Below are 14,514 nucleotides of genomic sequence, written 5' to 3' on the forward strand. Positions count from 1 at the left end.
AGGGCCCTATAGTGTCGCCACGGTATAAGAACCGCAGGCAGCCGAGGGGGGTTGCGTGTCGATGATGGCTAAACGGGCAATCCGGATCGCCTTGACCTTGCTGCTGGCGCTGGCCTGCGGGCAGGCGCTGGCGCTGGGGCTGGGCCAGATCCAGGTCAAGTCCAAGGCCGGCCAGCCGCTGTTGGCCGAAATCCCGATCGTTTCCAACGACCCGGCCGAGCTGGAGCAATTGCAGGCGCGCCTGGCCTCGCCGGAAACCTTCGCCCGCATCGGCCTGGAGCCGCCGCAGGGCGCCGTCGCGGACCTGCAGTTCGCCGTGGTCCGCGACAACAGCGGCGGTCTGGCCGTGCGCGTGACCAGCACGCAGCCGATCACCCAGCCGATGCTGACCTTCCTGGTCGAGGTGGAGTGGGGCCAGGGCAAGCTGGTGCGCGAGTATTCCGCGCTGGTCGACCCGCCGCGCGATGCGCCTTCGCCCAGCGCGCCGATGATCGATGCGCCGCAAGCCGCGCTGGCCGACAGGGTGACGCGTCCGGCCGAAGCGCCGGCGGCCATCGATGCATCGCCGACCGAATTGGGCCCCGAGCAGCAGGCCAAGCCTGCCGAGCCGGCAGCCGAAGCTCCGCCCCGAGCGGTCGCCGCAGAACCGAACGAGCCGCCGCCTTCCTCCGCAATCGGGGTCGCGCCGCCGCCCGCACCCATGCCTTCGCCCGATGAGGCCGCCGCTGCGGTCCCGCCGCCGCAAGACGGCGTGTTGGCGCCGGTGAAGGCCGGCCAGACCCTGTCCGAGATCGCGGTAGCGCTGAAACCCGCCGGCTATACGCTCGACCAGACCATGCTGGCCTTGCTGCGCACCAATCCGGATGCGTTCATCGGCAACGACATCAACAAGCTCAAGCAAGGCGCGGTGTTGCGCGCGCCCGGCGCGGACGAGATCGCGAGCCTCGGCGCGGCCGAGGCTGCGGTGATCGTCCGCGACCAGATCGAACAGTGGCGCCGGGCGCGGCAAGAGCGCGCGCAGGCGCGTGCGGCCAGCATCGCCGCGATGGCGGCCACCGGCGCGGCGGCCGAAACGACGAACGCGGCGGCGCCGAAATCGCCGGCCGTGGCCGGCGCAAGGCTTGAAATCATCCCGCCGGCCGCCGATGGCGCCGTGCAGGCAGGTACACGATCCGGCGCCAGCGCCGGAGGCGAGGGCGACATGCTGCGACAGCAACAGGAACTGCAAACGACCAAGGAAACCCTGGCGGCGCGCGACGCCGAGGTGCAGGAGCTCAAATCCCGCCTGGCCGACCTGGAGAAACTGCAGCAGCAACAGCAGCAGCTGATCGCGCTGAAGGACAGCGAGCTGGCGGCCGCGCAACAGCGCCTGGCCCAATCCAACCAGGCGGCCGCCAAGCCGGCCTCGACCACGCAGGCCACGCCCAAAACGCCGGCCGATCAGGCGCAGGCCGACAGCGGCACCGCGTTGTGGCTCGGCGGCGGTTTGCTGCTGGTGGTGGTCGGACTGCTCGGCTGGTGGCTGGCGCGCCGTGGCCGCCGCACGCCTGCGCCGAAATCGGCACGGCCGGTGACCGACAGCGCCGCGTTGGCGGCCAGCATGCCCAATGCGGAGGTCGCCGAACCGGCGCCGCCGGTGTCCTTTGCCAGCGTCCCGCCCGTGGTGGCCGAGCCCGCCTCGCGCGGCAACGGCGCCTCGCAGCCGCCGACGCGCTGGGCAGGCAACGCGTCGGCGCCGACCTGGCACGGCGGCGCCACCGGCAATTCCGCCAGCGGCAACGGTGAGCTGCGCATCGGCCACGAGCGCATCGAGCTGGCCCGCGCCTACATGGACTTGGGCGATCACGACACCGCGCGCGGCCTGCTGCAGGAGATCGTGCAGGTCGGCGACCCCGACGCACGCGCCGAAGCGGTGCGCATGCTGCAGGATCTGCCGCGATGACGGGTCGCGGCCGGCGGCGGTGACGCGTTACGCGCTGGGCGTCGAATACGACGGCAGCGATTTCCTCGGCTGGCAGCGCCTCAGCAAACCCGGAGAGCAAGACCCCGGCAGCCTGCAGGCGGCGCTGGAAGAGGCGCTGTCTTTCGTGGCCGCGTCGCCCATCCAAACCGTCTGCGCCGGACGCACCGACGCCGGCGTGCACGCCGCCTGCCAGGTGGTCCATTTCGACAGCGACGTACCGCGCGAGCCGCGGGGCTGGATGCTCGGCGCCACCAGCCGTCTGCCGGCCGCAATTTGCGTGCGCTGGTGCCAAGCGGTGGCAGGCGACTTCCACGCGCGTTTTTCGGCGCGAGCGCGACGTTACCGCTACCGCTTGCTGAACCGCCCGGTCCGTCCGGCGCTGGAACGCCAGTACCTGGCCTGGGAGCGCCGGCCGCTGGATGCGGGCGCGATGCATCGCGCCGCGCAAGTCCTGCTCGGCGAGCAGGATTTTTCCGCGTTCCGCACCGTGCATTGCCAAGCCCCGCACGCGCGGCGCGACATGCAGGCCATAGAAGTGCGGCGCGAAGGCGAACAGGTCGTTTTCGAGCTGCAGGCGAATGCCTTCCTCCACCACATGGTCCGCAACATCGTCGGCAGCCTGCTCGAAGTCGGCGCGGGCGAGCGGCCGGAGCGCTGGATCGGCGACGTGTTGCAGGGCCGCGATCGCACCTTGGCCGGCCCCACGGCGCCGGCCGAGGGCCTGGTCTTCCTCGGCCCGCGCTATGGGGCAGAATGGCGCTTGCCCGCCGAGGTGACTTTGTGAACAAGCTCCTATTCCGCACCCGCATCAAGTTCTGCGGATTCACCCGCGCCGGCGACGTGCGCCTGGCGAGCGAGCTCGGCGTGGATGCGGTCGGCTTCATCTTTTCGCCCGACAGTCCGCGCCGCGTGCACCCTACCGAAGCGCGCGCCATGCGCAATGCCATGGCGCCGCTGGTCGATGCGGTGGCGCTGTTCCAGGACAACGACGTCGAAGAGATCCGCGAAGTGATCAAGCAAGTGCGGCCGACCTTGCTGCAGTTCCACGGCGGCGAGGACGACGCTTTCTGCCGCGGCTTCGGCGTGCCCTATATGAAGGCGGTGGCGATGCAGGACGAAGCCGTCGATGCGCGCGCCTTGCACACCCGCTATCCGGGTGCGGCAGGCTTCCTGCTGGACAGCCATGCCCCGGGCATGGGCGGCGGCACCGGCCGCGTTTTCGACTGGTCCCGCATCCCGGCAGGCCTGAACAAGCCCTTCGTGGTGGCTGGCGGATTGCGGCCGGAAAACGTATTCGATGCGGTCCTGGCCACTTTGCCCTGGGGCGTGGACGTGGCCTCCGGGATCGAAAGCGAGCCCGGGATCAAGGATGGCGATAAGATGCGACGTTTCGTCGAAGAAGTCAGACGTGCCGACTGCCACACCGAATCCGAGCCGGCCTCCCGCCAGCCCGCCTGAACAGGCCCCAAGCATCGATTACCACGCCATGCCCGATGCCAGCGGCCATTTCGGCCGCTATGGCGGGCGTTTCGTGGCCGAAACGCTGATCGGTCCGGTCGAAGAATTGGCCGCGGCCTACGATGCGGCGCGGGTCGATCCGGCCTTCATCGCCGCCTTCGAAAAAGACCTGGCCCACTACGTCGGCCGCCCCAGCCCGATCTATCACGCGCAACGCCTCAGCGACCACGCCGGCGGCGCGCGCATCCTGCTCAAGCGCGAGGACCTGAACCACACCGGCGCGCACAAGATCAACAACACCATCGGCCAGGCGCTGCTCGCCAGCCGCATGGGCAAGACCCGGATCATCGCCGAGACCGGCGCCGGCCAGCACGGCGTGGCCTCGGCCACCGTCGCCGCGCGGCTGGGCCTGGAATGCGTCGTCTACATGGGCGCGACCGATATCGAGCGGCAGAAGATCAACGTCTACCGCATGAAACTGCTCGGTGCGACCGTGGTGCCGGTGACCAGCGGTTCGCAGACGCTGAAGGATGCTTTGAACGAAGCGATGCGCGACTGGGTGACCAACGTGCGCGACACGTTCTACATCATCGGCACCGTCGCCGGCCCGGATCCGTATCCGCGCATGGTGCGCGACTTCAACGCCGTGGTCGGCCGCGAGGCGCGCGCGCAGATGCTGGCCGAATACGGCCGCCTGCCCGATGCGATCACCGCCTGCGTCGGCGGCGGCAGCAACGCGATCGGCCTGTTCCACGCGTTCCTCAACGACCCCGGCGTGCGCATCGTCGGCGCCGAGGCGGCGGGCGAGGGCATCGCGACCGGACATCACGCCGCATCGCTCGCGGCCGGGCGGCCGGGCGTGCTGCACGGCAACCGCACCTACGTGCTGTGCGACGACGACGGCCAGATCATCGAGACGCATTCGGTGTCGGCCGGCCTGGACTATCCCGGCGTCGGTCCGGAGCACGCCTTCCTCAAGGACAGCGGACGCGCCGAGTACGTGGGCGTCACCGACGACGAAGCGCTGGCTGCCTTCCACCTGCTGGCCAAGACCGAAGGCATCCTCGCCGCGCTCGAATCCAGCCACGCCATCGCCCAGGCGCTCAAGCTGGCGCGCGAACTGCCCAAGGACGCGCTGGTGCTGTGCAACCTGTCCGGCCGCGGCGACAAGGACGTGCACACCATCGCCGCGCGCGAAGGAATTTTGTTATGACTTTCAAACGCAACCGGTTTTAGACACGGATCAGATCTGATCAACACGGATAAAGCCGGTCAATTCACATAGCGCTTTATCCGCATTTACCAGATTTTATCCGTGTCTAAAAAATAGACCGACCATTCACTGCAACGGAGCACCAAGATGAGCGAAGAGAATCAGACCCAGGCCCAGACCGAAGCCGGCCAGCAGCAACCGCCGCAGCTCGATCCGGCGTTCTTCACCTGCGTCAACGAGTACCTGGAGCTGACCAACAAGCAGTCCAAGGAGCAGGGCCTCAAGCGCATCAGCATGGCCAGCATGTACGCGGCCTCGCGCTTCAACGCCCACGTCTACCTGGCCAACGTCAGCGACCCGGCCGCCGAGCGCAAGGAATTCCTCGACTACATGACCCGCATGTACCGCCGGATGCTCAACGAGAATCTGGACGGCCTGGGCGCCGAGCGCGGCGTCAACGTCGGCGAATCCGAGCTGGCGGCCGAATACGCGGCCATGGGCGTCGGCAAGCCGCAGCCGGGCGTTTCGCCGCTTATCTCCGGCGAATGAACCGGCTGACGGCGCGTTTCGACGCGCTGCGCAAGGCCGGACGCAAGGCGCTGGTGCCGTTCGTCACCGCCGGCGATCCGTCGCTGCAGGCGACGGTACCGGTGCTGCACGCGCTGGTCGCCGCCGGCGCCGATGCGATCGAGCTCGGCGTGCCGTTCTCGGACCCGATGGCGGAAGGCCCCACCATCCAGCGCAGCTCCGAGCGTGCGCTGGCGCGTGGTGCCGGACTCGCATATGTGCTCGACTGCGCGCGCGCGTTCCGCGAACGCGACGCCGACACGCCGCTGGTGTTGATGGGTTATCTGAATCCGATCGAGATCCGCGGTCATGCGCGTTTCGCCGAAGAAGCCGCTGCCGCCGGCGTCGATGGCCTGCTGCTGGTCGACCTGCCGCCGGAGGAAGCCGGCGAATGCCGCGCCGCGTTGGCGGCGCACGGCATCGCCCTGATCCTGCTCGCGTCGCCGACGACGATCGACGAGCGCCTGCACGCCTTGTGCGCCGACGCGCAGGGCTACCTGTACTACGTCAGCTTCGCCGGCGTCACCGGCGCCGACCGGCTCGACGTCGGCCTCGCCAGCGAGCGCCTGCAGCGGATCCGTGCGATGAGCGCGGCGCCGGTGCTGGCCGGCTTCGGCATCAAGGACGCGGCCAGCGCTGCGGCCATGGGCCGGGCCGCCGATGGCGTGATCGTCGGCAGCGCATTGGTCGCCGCGCTGGCCGAAGCGGCCGACGCGCCTGAGGCCGCAGGCCGGTTCCTGGCGCCTTTGCGGGCCGCGCTGGACGAAATCTGACAGCCGTCCATGGGGGCGTAGGTCGGGGCAACGCCCCCGACGCACACCGCTTCGGAGACCCGCGTGCGTCGGGCACGTAGGCGAGCGTCGGGCACGTAGGCCCGACCTACGGCAGGCCGGGGTTACACTGAGCGCATCTTTCCATCCCTGAACTTATGAGCTGGTTGAAGAAATTGATGCCTTCCCGGATACGCACCGATAGCGGCGCCGGCAGGAAACGCAGCGTCCCCGAGGGCCTGTGGGAAAAATGCGAACGCTGCGGCTCGGTCCTGTACCGGCCCGAGCTCGAAGAAAACCTGGAGGTCTGCCCGAAGTGCGGCTTCCACATGCCGATCCGCGCGCGCGCGCGATTGGCCGCATTCCTGGACGCGGGCACGGGCGAGGAGATCGGCGTCGAACTCGGCCCGACCGACATCCTCAAGTTCAAGGACCAGAAGAAGTATTCCGACCGCATCAAGGCCGCGCAGAAAGCCACCGGCGAGCGCGACGCGCTGATCGCGATGCAGGGCACGCTGAAGCTGCGCCCTATCGTCGCCAGCGCCTTCGATTTCGCCTACATGGGCGGGTCGATGGGCTCGGTGGTCGGCGAGCGCTTCGCGCTGGCCGCCGAACGCGCGCTGGAGATCGGCAGCCCGTACGTGAGCTTCTCCGCCAGCGGCGGCGCGCGCATGCAGGAAAGCCTGTTCTCGCTGATGCAGATGGCCAAGACTTCGGCCGCGCTCGGCCGGCTGCGCGCGGCGGGGTTGCCCTACATCTCGGTGATGACCCATCCCACCACCGGCGGCGTATCGGCCTCGTTCGCGATGCTCGGCGACATCAACATGGCCGAGCCCGAAGCGTTGATCGGCTTCGCCGGCCCGCGCGTGATCGAGCAGACCGTGCGCGAGACTTTGCCGGAAGGCTTCCAGCGCTCCGAATTCCTGCTCGACCACGGCGCGATCGACCAGATCTGCGACCGCCGCGAACTGCGCGAGCGCATCGCCCATCTGCTGGCGTTGCTGATGAAGCAGCCGCAGCCGCAAGACGACGTGGAGGCGGCGTGAGGAGGGCGGGATTCGTGATTCGCGATTCGGGATTCGCAAGCGCGCTGCGCCGCTTCTGCGGGCGTTTCGGCGATGCCGGATTTTTCGAATCCCTAATCCCTAATCCCCGATCCCGGACCCACCCATGAGCCGCAAGCATTTCGGCACCGACGGCATCCGCGGCCGCGTCGGCGAAGGCGCGATCTCGGCCGATTTCGTGCTGCGCCTGGGCAATGCCTACGGCCATGCGCTGAAGAAGAACGCCTGGCGCAACCCGCAGGTGATCATCGGCAAGGACACGCGGATCTCCAATTACATGTTCGAGGCGGCGCTGGAAGCCGGCCTGGTCGCGGCCGGCGTCGACGTGCAACTGATGGGGCCGATGCCGACGCCGGCGGTGGCGCACCTCACCCGTTCCTTGCGTGCCGATGGCGGCATCGTCATCTCCGCTTCGCACAATCCGCATTACGACAACGGCATCAAGTTCTTCTCGGCGGATGGCGAGAAGCTGGACGACGCCACCGAGCTGGCGATCGAGGCCGCGCTGGAGCAGCCGTTCCGCACCGTCGTCTCCGAGGGCCTGGGCCGTGCGGTGCGCACCCGCGACGCCATCGGCCGTTATCTGGAGCACTGCAAGAACTCGGTGCCGAAAGGTTTCGACCTGAGCGGCATGCGCATCGTGGTGGACTGCGCCCACGGCGCCACCTACCAGATCGGTCCGCTGGTGCTGCGCGAGCTCGGCGCGCGCGTCGATGCCATCGGCGTCGATCCGAACGGGCTCAACATCAACGACGGCGTCGGCTCGACCCATCCGGAAGCGCTGGCTGCCCGCGTATTGGCGACCGGCGCGGACCTCGGCATCGCCTTCGACGGCGACGGCGACCGCGTGCTGTTCGTCGACGGCGACGGCGCGGTGCGCGACGGCGACGACTTGTTGTACGTGCTCGCCAACGATTGGCGCGACAGCGGACGCCTGCAAGGCCCCGTCGTCGGCACATTGATGACCAATTACGGCTTCGAGCGCGCGCTGGCCGAGCGTGGCATCGGCTTCCTGCGCGCCAAGGTCGGCGACCGCTACGTGCACCAGGCGATGGTCGAGCACGGCAGCGTGCTCGGCGGCGAGGCTTCCGGGCATTTGCTGTGCCTGGACCGCGCCAGCACCGGCGACGGCATCGTCAGCGCGCTGCAGGTGCTGGAAGTGTTGCACCGGCGCGGCGTTTCGCTGCAGGACGCGCTGAAGGGCTTGAGCAAAGTGCCGCAGAAAACAGTCAACGTTCGCTACGGCAACGGCGCGAAACCGGCGGAAGCCGACAGCGTCAAAGCCGCGCTGGCCGAGGCGCAGGCGGCGGTGCAGGGGCACGGCCGCGCCTTCCTGCGTCCGTCCGGCACGGAACCTGTGGTCCGGGTGACGGTCGAAGCCGATGACGATGCGTTGATGCAGCAGACTCTGGACAAGTTGGCGGGTGCGGTAGAGGCCGCAGCGAAGCACTGAGGCCCCTGCTTTTCCCTCTCCCTTTATGGGAGAGGGACAGGCCGAAGGCCAGGGCGAGGGTCCGGCTGTTCGCGCGAGAGTACGGCAACATCGGATAGGCAATACCGGTACACGGAAGAAAGCGTAAGTCACTGGATTCCTGCCTTCGCGGGAATGACGGCTAAAAAGAAACGGCGAAGAGCATCGCAATGACCTCCAGAATTCCTACCCTCGACATCCGCCGCTACGACACGGATCGCGACGCCTTCGTCGCCGAACTCGGCGCCGCCTACCGCGAATGGGGTTTCGCCGGCATCAGCGGCCACGGCATCCCGCAATCGCAAATCGACGCGTCCTACGATGTGTTCAAGCGTTTCTTCGCGCTGCCCGAAGACGTGAAGAAGAAATACCACGTACCCGGCGGCGGCGGCGCGCGCGGCTACACGCCGTTCGGCGTGGAGACGGCCAAGGGCGCCAAGCACTCCGACCTCAAGGAGTTCTGGCATATCGGCCGCGAGATCCCGCGCGATTCCAAGTACGCCGACGTGATGCCGCCGAACCTGTGGCCCGAAGAGATCCCGGAATTCAAGGAAGTCGGTTACGGGCTGTACCGCACGCTGGACCAGCTCGGCTCGCGCGTCCTTTCCGCGCTCGCTTTGCATATCGGCCTTCCCGAAGATTACTTCGTCGACAAGACGAACTTCGGGAACTCGATCCTGCGCCCAATCCACTATCCGCCGATCACCGCCGACGACATCCCCAACGAGCGCGCCGGCGCGCACGAGGACATCAACCTGATCACGCTGCTGGTGGGCGCCAGCGCGGCCGGGCTGGAGGTGAAGTCGCGCAAGGGCGAGTGGGTGCCGTTCACGGCCGAGGCCGACACCATCGTGGTGAACATCGGCGACATGCTGCAGCGCCTGACCAACCACGTGTATCCGTCGACCACCCACCGCGTGGTCAATCCGCCGGGCGAAGAGGCGCGCAAGCCGCGCTATTCCACGCCGTTCTTCCTGCACCCGAATCCGGATTTCCTGATCGACGTATTGCCGTCGACGGTCACGACCGACAGTCCCAGCCGTTATCCCGAACCGATCACCGCGCAGGGCTATCTCGAAGAGAGGCTGAAAGAGATCAAACTCAAGTAGCCGCTTTTTTCGTAGAGTCGAGCTTGCTCGACTGCTCTTGCTGTCGACTGCTGGGCGCGGAAAGCAAAAGCAGTCGAGCAAGCTCGACTCTACAAAAGCGGCTTCGCTAGGAGGAGAGGGCATGATGGGCAAGGTGACGGTATTGTCCCTGCTGCTGGCCGCATTCGCGGCCAGTGCGGCCGAAAGAGGCGGCGGGCCGGCTTATCCCTTGCTCGACGGCGAGTGCGGCGAATATCCGGCGCTGGCGCAATCCAAGCACCCGGTCGCCGACGATGTCGTTCTTTACGTTTTCCAGGATCGCGACTACGTGTGGCTCTGCTACACGCTGCCGGCAAACAGTTTCGGCATGGCCGACCTGACAGTCGCCGCGCCGGCCCTGAAAAAACCGCTCAATCTGCATGTGTCCGCGCAACTGGGCGAATGGCCGGCGGACGAGCCGAATGCCGCGCCCGCCGGTCCCGACAGCCCGCGATGGTGGAACCACCGCGGTTGGTCCGGGACCACAGTGCCTTTCAACGGCGCCAAGGCAACGCTGGACGAAACCGGAAAACCCGAAGTCGATTACAACTTCCGCATGACTCGCGCTCGAGAGCTCCAGTTGTCCAAGCAACGCTTCGGTCGCGGGCAGTGGCGTTGGCACATCGACATCCGCAACGTCGCGGACGAGAAGGGCGGGCAGATGTCGTTGCGTTTTCCGAAAGAAGGCGAGCAAACCCTGCGCGCCGAGTAGCCGCCCGGACTACGCCATCCAGAAGAACACCGCAGCCATCCGCTTGTCCTCGAGCGTCGTGCCCCAATAGCCGGTCGCGCTGTGGATCATGTTCGCGCGGTACAGCAACAGGCGGTTGTAGCGGTACGGCACCTTCACGTCGACGACGAACGAATCCGGCGCGACGAAGCGCGTCCCTAAGGCTGCGGCCAAGTTGGCGTGCGGCGGCATCACGGTGTTTCCGCCCAATTGTCCGCCGGGAAGGCGTTGCCGATAGAAGCCTGTGCCGCAGGCTTCCGGCGCGGTCGGGTTGAGGTAGAGCACCGCCGCGTAACGACACAGCGTGCGCGAATCGGTATGCGGTCGCGGCTCGGATTCGTCGATGCCGACCACCTGGATGCAGTTGTGATTCAGATGGGTGCCGTCGGCTGCGGTTTCCACCCAGAGTTTCTTGGCGCCGGTCACTTGCTTCACCCAGGTTTCTATTGGCGCCAGCTCCTGCTCTTCCAATCCCGGAATCGTGCGCAGCCCGGGCCAGCTCTCCGGCTTGTACGGATAGCCTTCTATCCAATCGGTCTTGGCCAGGCAGCGTGCGCGGATCGCATCGGCACCGGCGACGGCATCGTCCAGCAGCCAATAGTCGCGGCCCAGCGTGGGTTTGCGGTACGGCAATATCGGCAGACGAGGCGGCGAAGGCTGATTCGGGCGCATAGGGCCACTATAAGCCTGCGGCGATTCCTCCACTAATCCACTTTCCGGATCTTTCCGGAATTCCTGCCCATCAGCTTCAAGGCCCAACTATCGGGCAGATGCCGGATGAGGCAATACATCGTCTTGTAGAAAGCACCGGGCACTACGACGACTTGCCCGCGCTCGGCCGCGTCGATGCCGGCGCGCGCCACCGCATCGGCGTGCAGCCACATCCATTTCGGCAGTTTCGACATCATCGCGCGGGTGCCGGTGACGTCGTGGAACTCGGACCAAGTGAAGCCGGGGCACAACGCGGTGACGTGCACGCCGCGATCGGCGTTCTCCAGCGACAGCGCCTCGCTGAATTTGACGAGGTAGGCCTTGGCCGGCGCGTATAGCGTCTGTCCGTCCGCGGCCGGCACCAGCGCCGCGAACGAGGCGACATTGATGATGCGGCCTTGGCCGTGGGCGCAGATCGACGGCAGCAGGCGCCAGGTCAGCTCGCTCGTCGCGCCGAGCATCACCTGCAGGAAATCGGCATGCGTTTTCCAGTCCTTGCTGCGATAGCGTCCTGGCACGCCGTAGCCCGCGTTGTTGACCAGGATGCGCACCGGCAGGCGCCGGCGTTCGATTTCGTCGCACAGCCGTGCCGGCGCCGTGGGATCGGCCAAATCGGCCGAAATGATTTCTATCGGCACCCGCGCGCGCAATTCGTCCGCCAATTGCGCCAGGCGGTCTTCGCGGCGCGCGGTGAGGATCAGCGGCACGCCGCGCCGCGCATATTCGCGCGCGATCTCGGCGCCGATGCCGCTGGAAGCGCCGGTGATCAGCGCATAGCCTGCAGTAGCGGGAAACGCAGTCTCCGCGCCGCTCACGCTTGCGCGCCCCGGAAGCGGCGCCGCGCAATGCTCTGCAGCAGAGACTTCCACAACCGTATACGCAGCCGCTGCGCGGCCGACTTGGCGCCCGGCCGCCGCGGCAACGGGGCGCGTTCGACCGGCATCGCGAGGTTGTGCGCGAGCAGCGCGGCGGCATCGGATCGCGACGGGCGGGCGAGGGCGACATACTGGAAGTCGAGCAGATCGTCTTCGCCCGCCATCAGTTCGACCGCGGCGACCGACTCGGGCCGCAGACCCATGCCGTACTCGCGCGCGGCATGTTCGATCGGCATCGTCGTCGCGTGCAGCCGGACGATCTCCAAGCCGGCGGCGGAGAGCAGTTCAGCCATGCCCTTGCGCGAAAAGAAGCGCAGATGGGTGCGGTCCAGCAGGCCGTAGTCGGCGTAATCCCAGCGGCCCTCCAGCAGCATCGCGCGCACGCTGCCGTGGGCGACGCAGGGCAGGGAGACCGCCACCGCGCCGCCGTCGGCCAGATGCGCGACGCAGAGACGCAGCGTGGCCGCAGGATCGACCATGTGTTCGAGCACATCGCCCAGCAGCATCGCGTCGTACCGGCGCTGGGGGTGCGCGGCGAAGAAGCCCTCCGCATCGCCGTTGTGGACCTCGCTCAACACGGCTTGCGCGGCTTGCGCCGCTTCCGGGTCCGTTTCCACGCCGGTCACCCGATGGCCCTTGGCGACCAGGGTCGCGCCCAGATAGCCGCTCGAGCAGCCCACTTCGAGCAGATCCATCCGGGCCTTGCCGTTCTCGACGACCAGGTGGTGCAACAGGCTGTGCGAGTTGTGGCGGTCGTCGAGGTCGACGACGGATTCGTATTTGACGGTAGTCATGGGTGCCGAGCTTAACGTGCGGCCGGCCCGTAGATGAATGCGCAGTGCGCGATCCGGCCTGGCGCTTGTCGTCTTTCCGTTGTCTTCATTGACGCGGCAGGAATTGCCGCAGATGACCCGGAAGGGCAGATGGCGCCCCGTCGCAATGACGCGCGGAAGGCGGCAACCGCGGATACGGAGGGACAAGCCCGTGGCATGGGCCTTGCGTATCCACCTTCAAGGGGAATGGATCACCGCGGACGCCGGAAGCGGCGAGCGGGAGGGGAACATGGCCGGATCGTCTGACAAACAAAAATTTTCATTGACGCAAGTCACGCAATGGGGGCTTCAGCTGCTGCTGGTGCTGGCCGTCGCGGCCGCCCTCTGGCGATAAGCCTGAAATGCTGATCGGCCGCTGCCGGGTGCGTCCCGACCGTGGTCCGCGTGCGGCGCCCGAGGTGCGCCGCTATCCTATCCGTCCTTTGCATGGCTGGACGGAGTCGCGATGCGACGCAAGATCGTGGCGGGGAACTGGAAGCTGCACGGCGACCGCGCGTTCGCGCGCGCTTTGATCGACGAGATCGTCGCCGCGGCCGCGCCCGGCGGCGCGGAGCGCGTGATCCTGCCGCCGCTGCCTTATCTGTCCGAACTGATCGAGCGCTACGCCGATCACGACATCGCCTTCGGCGCCCAGGACGTCAGCGCCAACGAGAAAGGCGCCTATACCGGCGAAGTGTCCGCGGCCATGCTCAAGGAAATCGGCTGCGTCTACGGCCTGGTCGGCCATTCCGAGCGCCGCCAGTACCACGCCGAGACCAGCGAACTGGTCGCCGCCAAGTTTTTCGCCGCCCGGCGGGCGGGGCTGACCCCGATCCTGTGCGTCGGCGAAACCCTGGCCGAGCGCGAGGCCGGGCAGACTGAAGCCCGGATCCGCGAACAATTGGCCCCCGTGCTGGCCCAGGGCGGGGCCGAGGCCTTCGACGGTGCCGTGGTGGCCTACGAGCCGGTCTGGGCGATCGGCACCGGCAAGACCGCCTCGCCCGAGCAGGCGCAGGCCGTGCATGCCCTGATTCGTGGCGAAGTCGCCGCCCGCGATGCTAAAATCGCGGGCTTGCTGCCGATCCTGTACGGGGGCAGTTGCAAGCCCGACAACGCCTCCGCGCTGTTTTCGCAGCCCGACGTCGATGGCGGGCTGGTGGGCGGCGCCTCGCTGGTTGCCCGTGATTTCCTCGCCATCGCCGCTGCGATGGCCTAAACGATAGCCAAGGTTCCTGATGCTCCTGCTCGTCCTCAACGTGGTTTACGTGTTGCTCGCGATCGCCATGATCGCGCTGATCCTGATGCAGCGCGGCGCGGGCGCGCAGGCCGGGTCCGGCTTCGGCGGCGGCGCTTCGGCCACCGTGTTCGGCGCCCGCGGCGCGTCCAACTTCCTGTCCAAGAGCACCAAGTGGCTGGCGATCGTGTTCTTCGCCATCAGCCTGTTCATGGCCTGGTACCACACGCGCAATACGGGCAACGTACCGGTGCAGCAGGATCTGGGCGTGATGGCGCAACAGCCCGTGCCTGCCGCAGGCGACAACGCCAAGGCGCCCAGCGCGCCGGCGTCGAATATCCCGGCAGCACCGGCGACCGCGCCCGCCGTCGTTCCGCAGGCGCCGGCAACGCAGGACGCGCAGCCGCAGCAAACCCAACCGCAGCAGCAGCCTGCGCCCGCGCAAACGCAGCCGGCATCGCAGACGCCGCCCGCCACTCCGCAAGGCGGCTGATACCGAATACAATTAGCGGCATAGCG

General features: G+C 67.5%; 16 protein-coding genes. 13 read left to right on the plus strand and 3 right to left on the minus strand.

Annotated features, from left to right (window positions below; genetic code table 11):
* Window positions 1–91: 91 nt before the first annotated feature.
* From M2650_RS01430 to M2650_RS01475, 10 genes are all read left to right on the plus strand, one after another.
* Window positions 92–1,942 (plus strand): FimV/HubP family polar landmark protein, encoded by a 1,851-nt coding sequence (locus M2650_RS01430; protein ID WP_249470277.1) that lies wholly within the window; start codon window positions 92–94, stop codon window positions 1,940–1,942.
* 19 nt (window positions 1,943–1,961) lie between these two features.
* Window positions 1,962–2,747: a tRNA pseudouridine(38-40) synthase TruA gene (gene truA / locus M2650_RS01435; protein WP_249470279.1), complete on the plus strand. Its 786-nt coding sequence runs from the start codon at window positions 1,962–1,964 to the stop codon at window positions 2,745–2,747.
* Window positions 2,744–3,421, plus strand: coding sequence for a phosphoribosylanthranilate isomerase (locus M2650_RS01440; protein ID WP_249470281.1), 678 nt, complete (start codon window positions 2,744–2,746; stop codon window positions 3,419–3,421). Before truA ends, M2650_RS01440 begins: the two co-directional genes overlap by 4 nt.
* Before the next feature lie 28 nt (window positions 3,422–3,449).
* Window positions 3,450–4,634: a tryptophan synthase subunit beta gene (gene trpB, locus M2650_RS01445; protein WP_249470283.1), complete on the plus strand. Its 1,185-nt coding sequence runs from the start codon at window positions 3,450–3,452 to the stop codon at window positions 4,632–4,634.
* Between the two features lie 147 nt (window positions 4,635–4,781).
* On the plus strand, window positions 4,782–5,183 hold the full coding sequence (locus M2650_RS01450) for a DUF3144 domain-containing protein (RefSeq protein WP_249470285.1): 402 nt from the start codon (window positions 4,782–4,784) through the stop codon (window positions 5,181–5,183).
* Window positions 5,180–5,974 carry a tryptophan synthase subunit alpha gene (gene trpA / locus M2650_RS01455; RefSeq protein WP_249470287.1) on the plus strand — a complete coding sequence of 265 codons (795 nt, stop codon included), beginning with the start codon at window positions 5,180–5,182 and terminating at the stop codon, window positions 5,972–5,974. The genes M2650_RS01450 and trpA overlap by 4 nt, the downstream gene beginning before the upstream one ends.
* Window positions 5,975–6,129: 155 nt before the next feature.
* On the plus strand, window positions 6,130–7,017 hold the full coding sequence (gene accD, locus M2650_RS01460; RefSeq protein WP_249470289.1) for an acetyl-CoA carboxylase, carboxyltransferase subunit beta: 888 nt from the start codon (window positions 6,130–6,132) through the stop codon (window positions 7,015–7,017).
* A 124-nt stretch (window positions 7,018–7,141) separates the two neighbouring features.
* Window positions 7,142–8,488 carry a phosphoglucosamine mutase gene (glmM, locus tag M2650_RS01465; protein WP_249470291.1) on the plus strand — a complete coding sequence of 449 codons (1,347 nt, stop codon included), beginning with the start codon at window positions 7,142–7,144 and terminating at the stop codon, window positions 8,486–8,488.
* Between the two features lie 188 nt (window positions 8,489–8,676).
* Entirely contained in the window at window positions 8,677–9,615 is a 939-nt protein-coding gene (locus M2650_RS01470) for an isopenicillin N synthase family dioxygenase (protein ID WP_249470293.1), read from the plus strand.
* A 121-nt stretch (window positions 9,616–9,736) separates the two neighbouring features.
* Entirely contained in the window at window positions 9,737–10,345 is a 609-nt protein-coding gene (locus M2650_RS01475; RefSeq protein ID WP_249470295.1) for a hypothetical protein, read from the plus strand.
* A 9-nt stretch (window positions 10,346–10,354) separates the two neighbouring features.
* Here the strand turns inward: M2650_RS01475 and M2650_RS01480 are convergent, their stop codons facing one another.
* Genes M2650_RS01480 through M2650_RS01490 form a run of 3 tightly spaced genes read right to left on the minus strand, consistent with a single transcriptional unit; the run spans window position 10,355 to window position 12,743 of the window.
* On the minus strand, window positions 10,355–11,035 hold the full coding sequence (locus tag M2650_RS01480) for a DUF6445 family protein (RefSeq protein WP_249470298.1): 681 nt from the start codon (window positions 11,033–11,035) through the stop codon (window positions 10,355–10,357).
* Window positions 11,036–11,067: 32 nt separating this feature from the next.
* Window positions 11,068–11,844 (minus strand): SDR family NAD(P)-dependent oxidoreductase, encoded by a 777-nt coding sequence (locus tag M2650_RS01485; RefSeq protein ID WP_249474133.1) that lies wholly within the window; start codon window positions 11,842–11,844, stop codon window positions 11,068–11,070.
* Between the two features lie 41 nt (window positions 11,845–11,885).
* On the minus strand, window positions 11,886–12,743 hold the full coding sequence (locus M2650_RS01490) for a class I SAM-dependent methyltransferase (protein WP_249470299.1): 858 nt from the start codon (window positions 12,741–12,743) through the stop codon (window positions 11,886–11,888).
* Between the two features lie 190 nt (window positions 12,744–12,933).
* On the opposite strand from M2650_RS01490, the gene M2650_RS01495 reads away from it, so the two are divergent.
* The 3 genes from M2650_RS01495 to secG all read left to right on the plus strand — a co-directional run bounded on the left by M2650_RS01495 (window position 12,934) and on the right by secG (window position 14,488).
* Complete coding sequence (locus M2650_RS01495) at window positions 12,934–13,116, plus strand: hypothetical protein (protein ID WP_249470301.1); 183 nt, start codon at window positions 12,934–12,936, stop codon at window positions 13,114–13,116.
* Window positions 13,117–13,227: 111 nt separating this feature from the next.
* The gene (gene tpiA, locus M2650_RS01500) at window positions 13,228–13,977 is read left to right on the plus strand and encodes a triose-phosphate isomerase (RefSeq protein ID WP_249470303.1); all 750 of its coding nucleotides are present in this window, start codon (window positions 13,228–13,230) and stop codon (window positions 13,975–13,977) included.
* A 19-nt stretch (window positions 13,978–13,996) separates the two neighbouring features.
* The gene (gene secG, locus M2650_RS01505) at window positions 13,997–14,488 is read left to right on the plus strand and encodes a preprotein translocase subunit SecG (RefSeq protein WP_249470305.1); all 492 of its coding nucleotides are present in this window, start codon (window positions 13,997–13,999) and stop codon (window positions 14,486–14,488) included.
* The last annotated feature ends 26 nt before the right edge of the window (window positions 14,489–14,514 follow it).

It is taken from the genome of Luteimonas galliterrae, from assembly GCF_023374055.1.
Lineage (GTDB): Bacteria > Pseudomonadota > Gammaproteobacteria > Xanthomonadales > Xanthomonadaceae > Luteimonas_C > Luteimonas_C galliterrae.

Bases quoted from the DNA above. Each gene is read 5' to 3' on its own strand.
- trpB (WP_249470283.1), top strand. From the start codon at position 3,450: ATGCCCGATGCCAGCGGCCATTTCGGCCGCTATGGCGGGCGTTTCGTG.
- M2650_RS01450 (WP_249470285.1), top strand. From the start codon at position 4,782: ATGAGCGAAGAGAATCAGACCCAGGCCCAGACCGAAGCCGGCCAGCAG.
- trpA (WP_249470287.1), top strand. From the start codon at position 5,180: ATGAACCGGCTGACGGCGCGTTTCGACGCGCTGCGCAAGGCCGGACGC.
- accD (WP_249470289.1), top strand. From the start codon at position 6,130: ATGAGCTGGTTGAAGAAATTGATGCCTTCCCGGATACGCACCGATAGC.
- glmM (WP_249470291.1), top strand. From the start codon at position 7,142: ATGAGCCGCAAGCATTTCGGCACCGACGGCATCCGCGGCCGCGTCGGC.
- M2650_RS01470 (WP_249470293.1), top strand. From the start codon at position 8,677: ATGACCTCCAGAATTCCTACCCTCGACATCCGCCGCTACGACACGGAT.
- M2650_RS01475 (WP_249470295.1), top strand. From the start codon at position 9,737: ATGATGGGCAAGGTGACGGTATTGTCCCTGCTGCTGGCCGCATTCGCG.
- M2650_RS01480 (WP_249470298.1), bottom strand. From the start codon at position 11,035: ATGCGCCCGAATCAGCCTTCGCCGCCTCGTCTGCCGATATTGCCGTAC.
- M2650_RS01490 (WP_249470299.1), bottom strand. From the start codon at position 12,743: ATGACTACCGTCAAATACGAATCCGTCGTCGACCTCGACGACCGCCAC.
- tpiA (WP_249470303.1), top strand. From the start codon at position 13,228: ATGCGACGCAAGATCGTGGCGGGGAACTGGAAGCTGCACGGCGACCGC.
- secG (WP_249470305.1), top strand. From the start codon at position 13,997: ATGCTCCTGCTCGTCCTCAACGTGGTTTACGTGTTGCTCGCGATCGCC.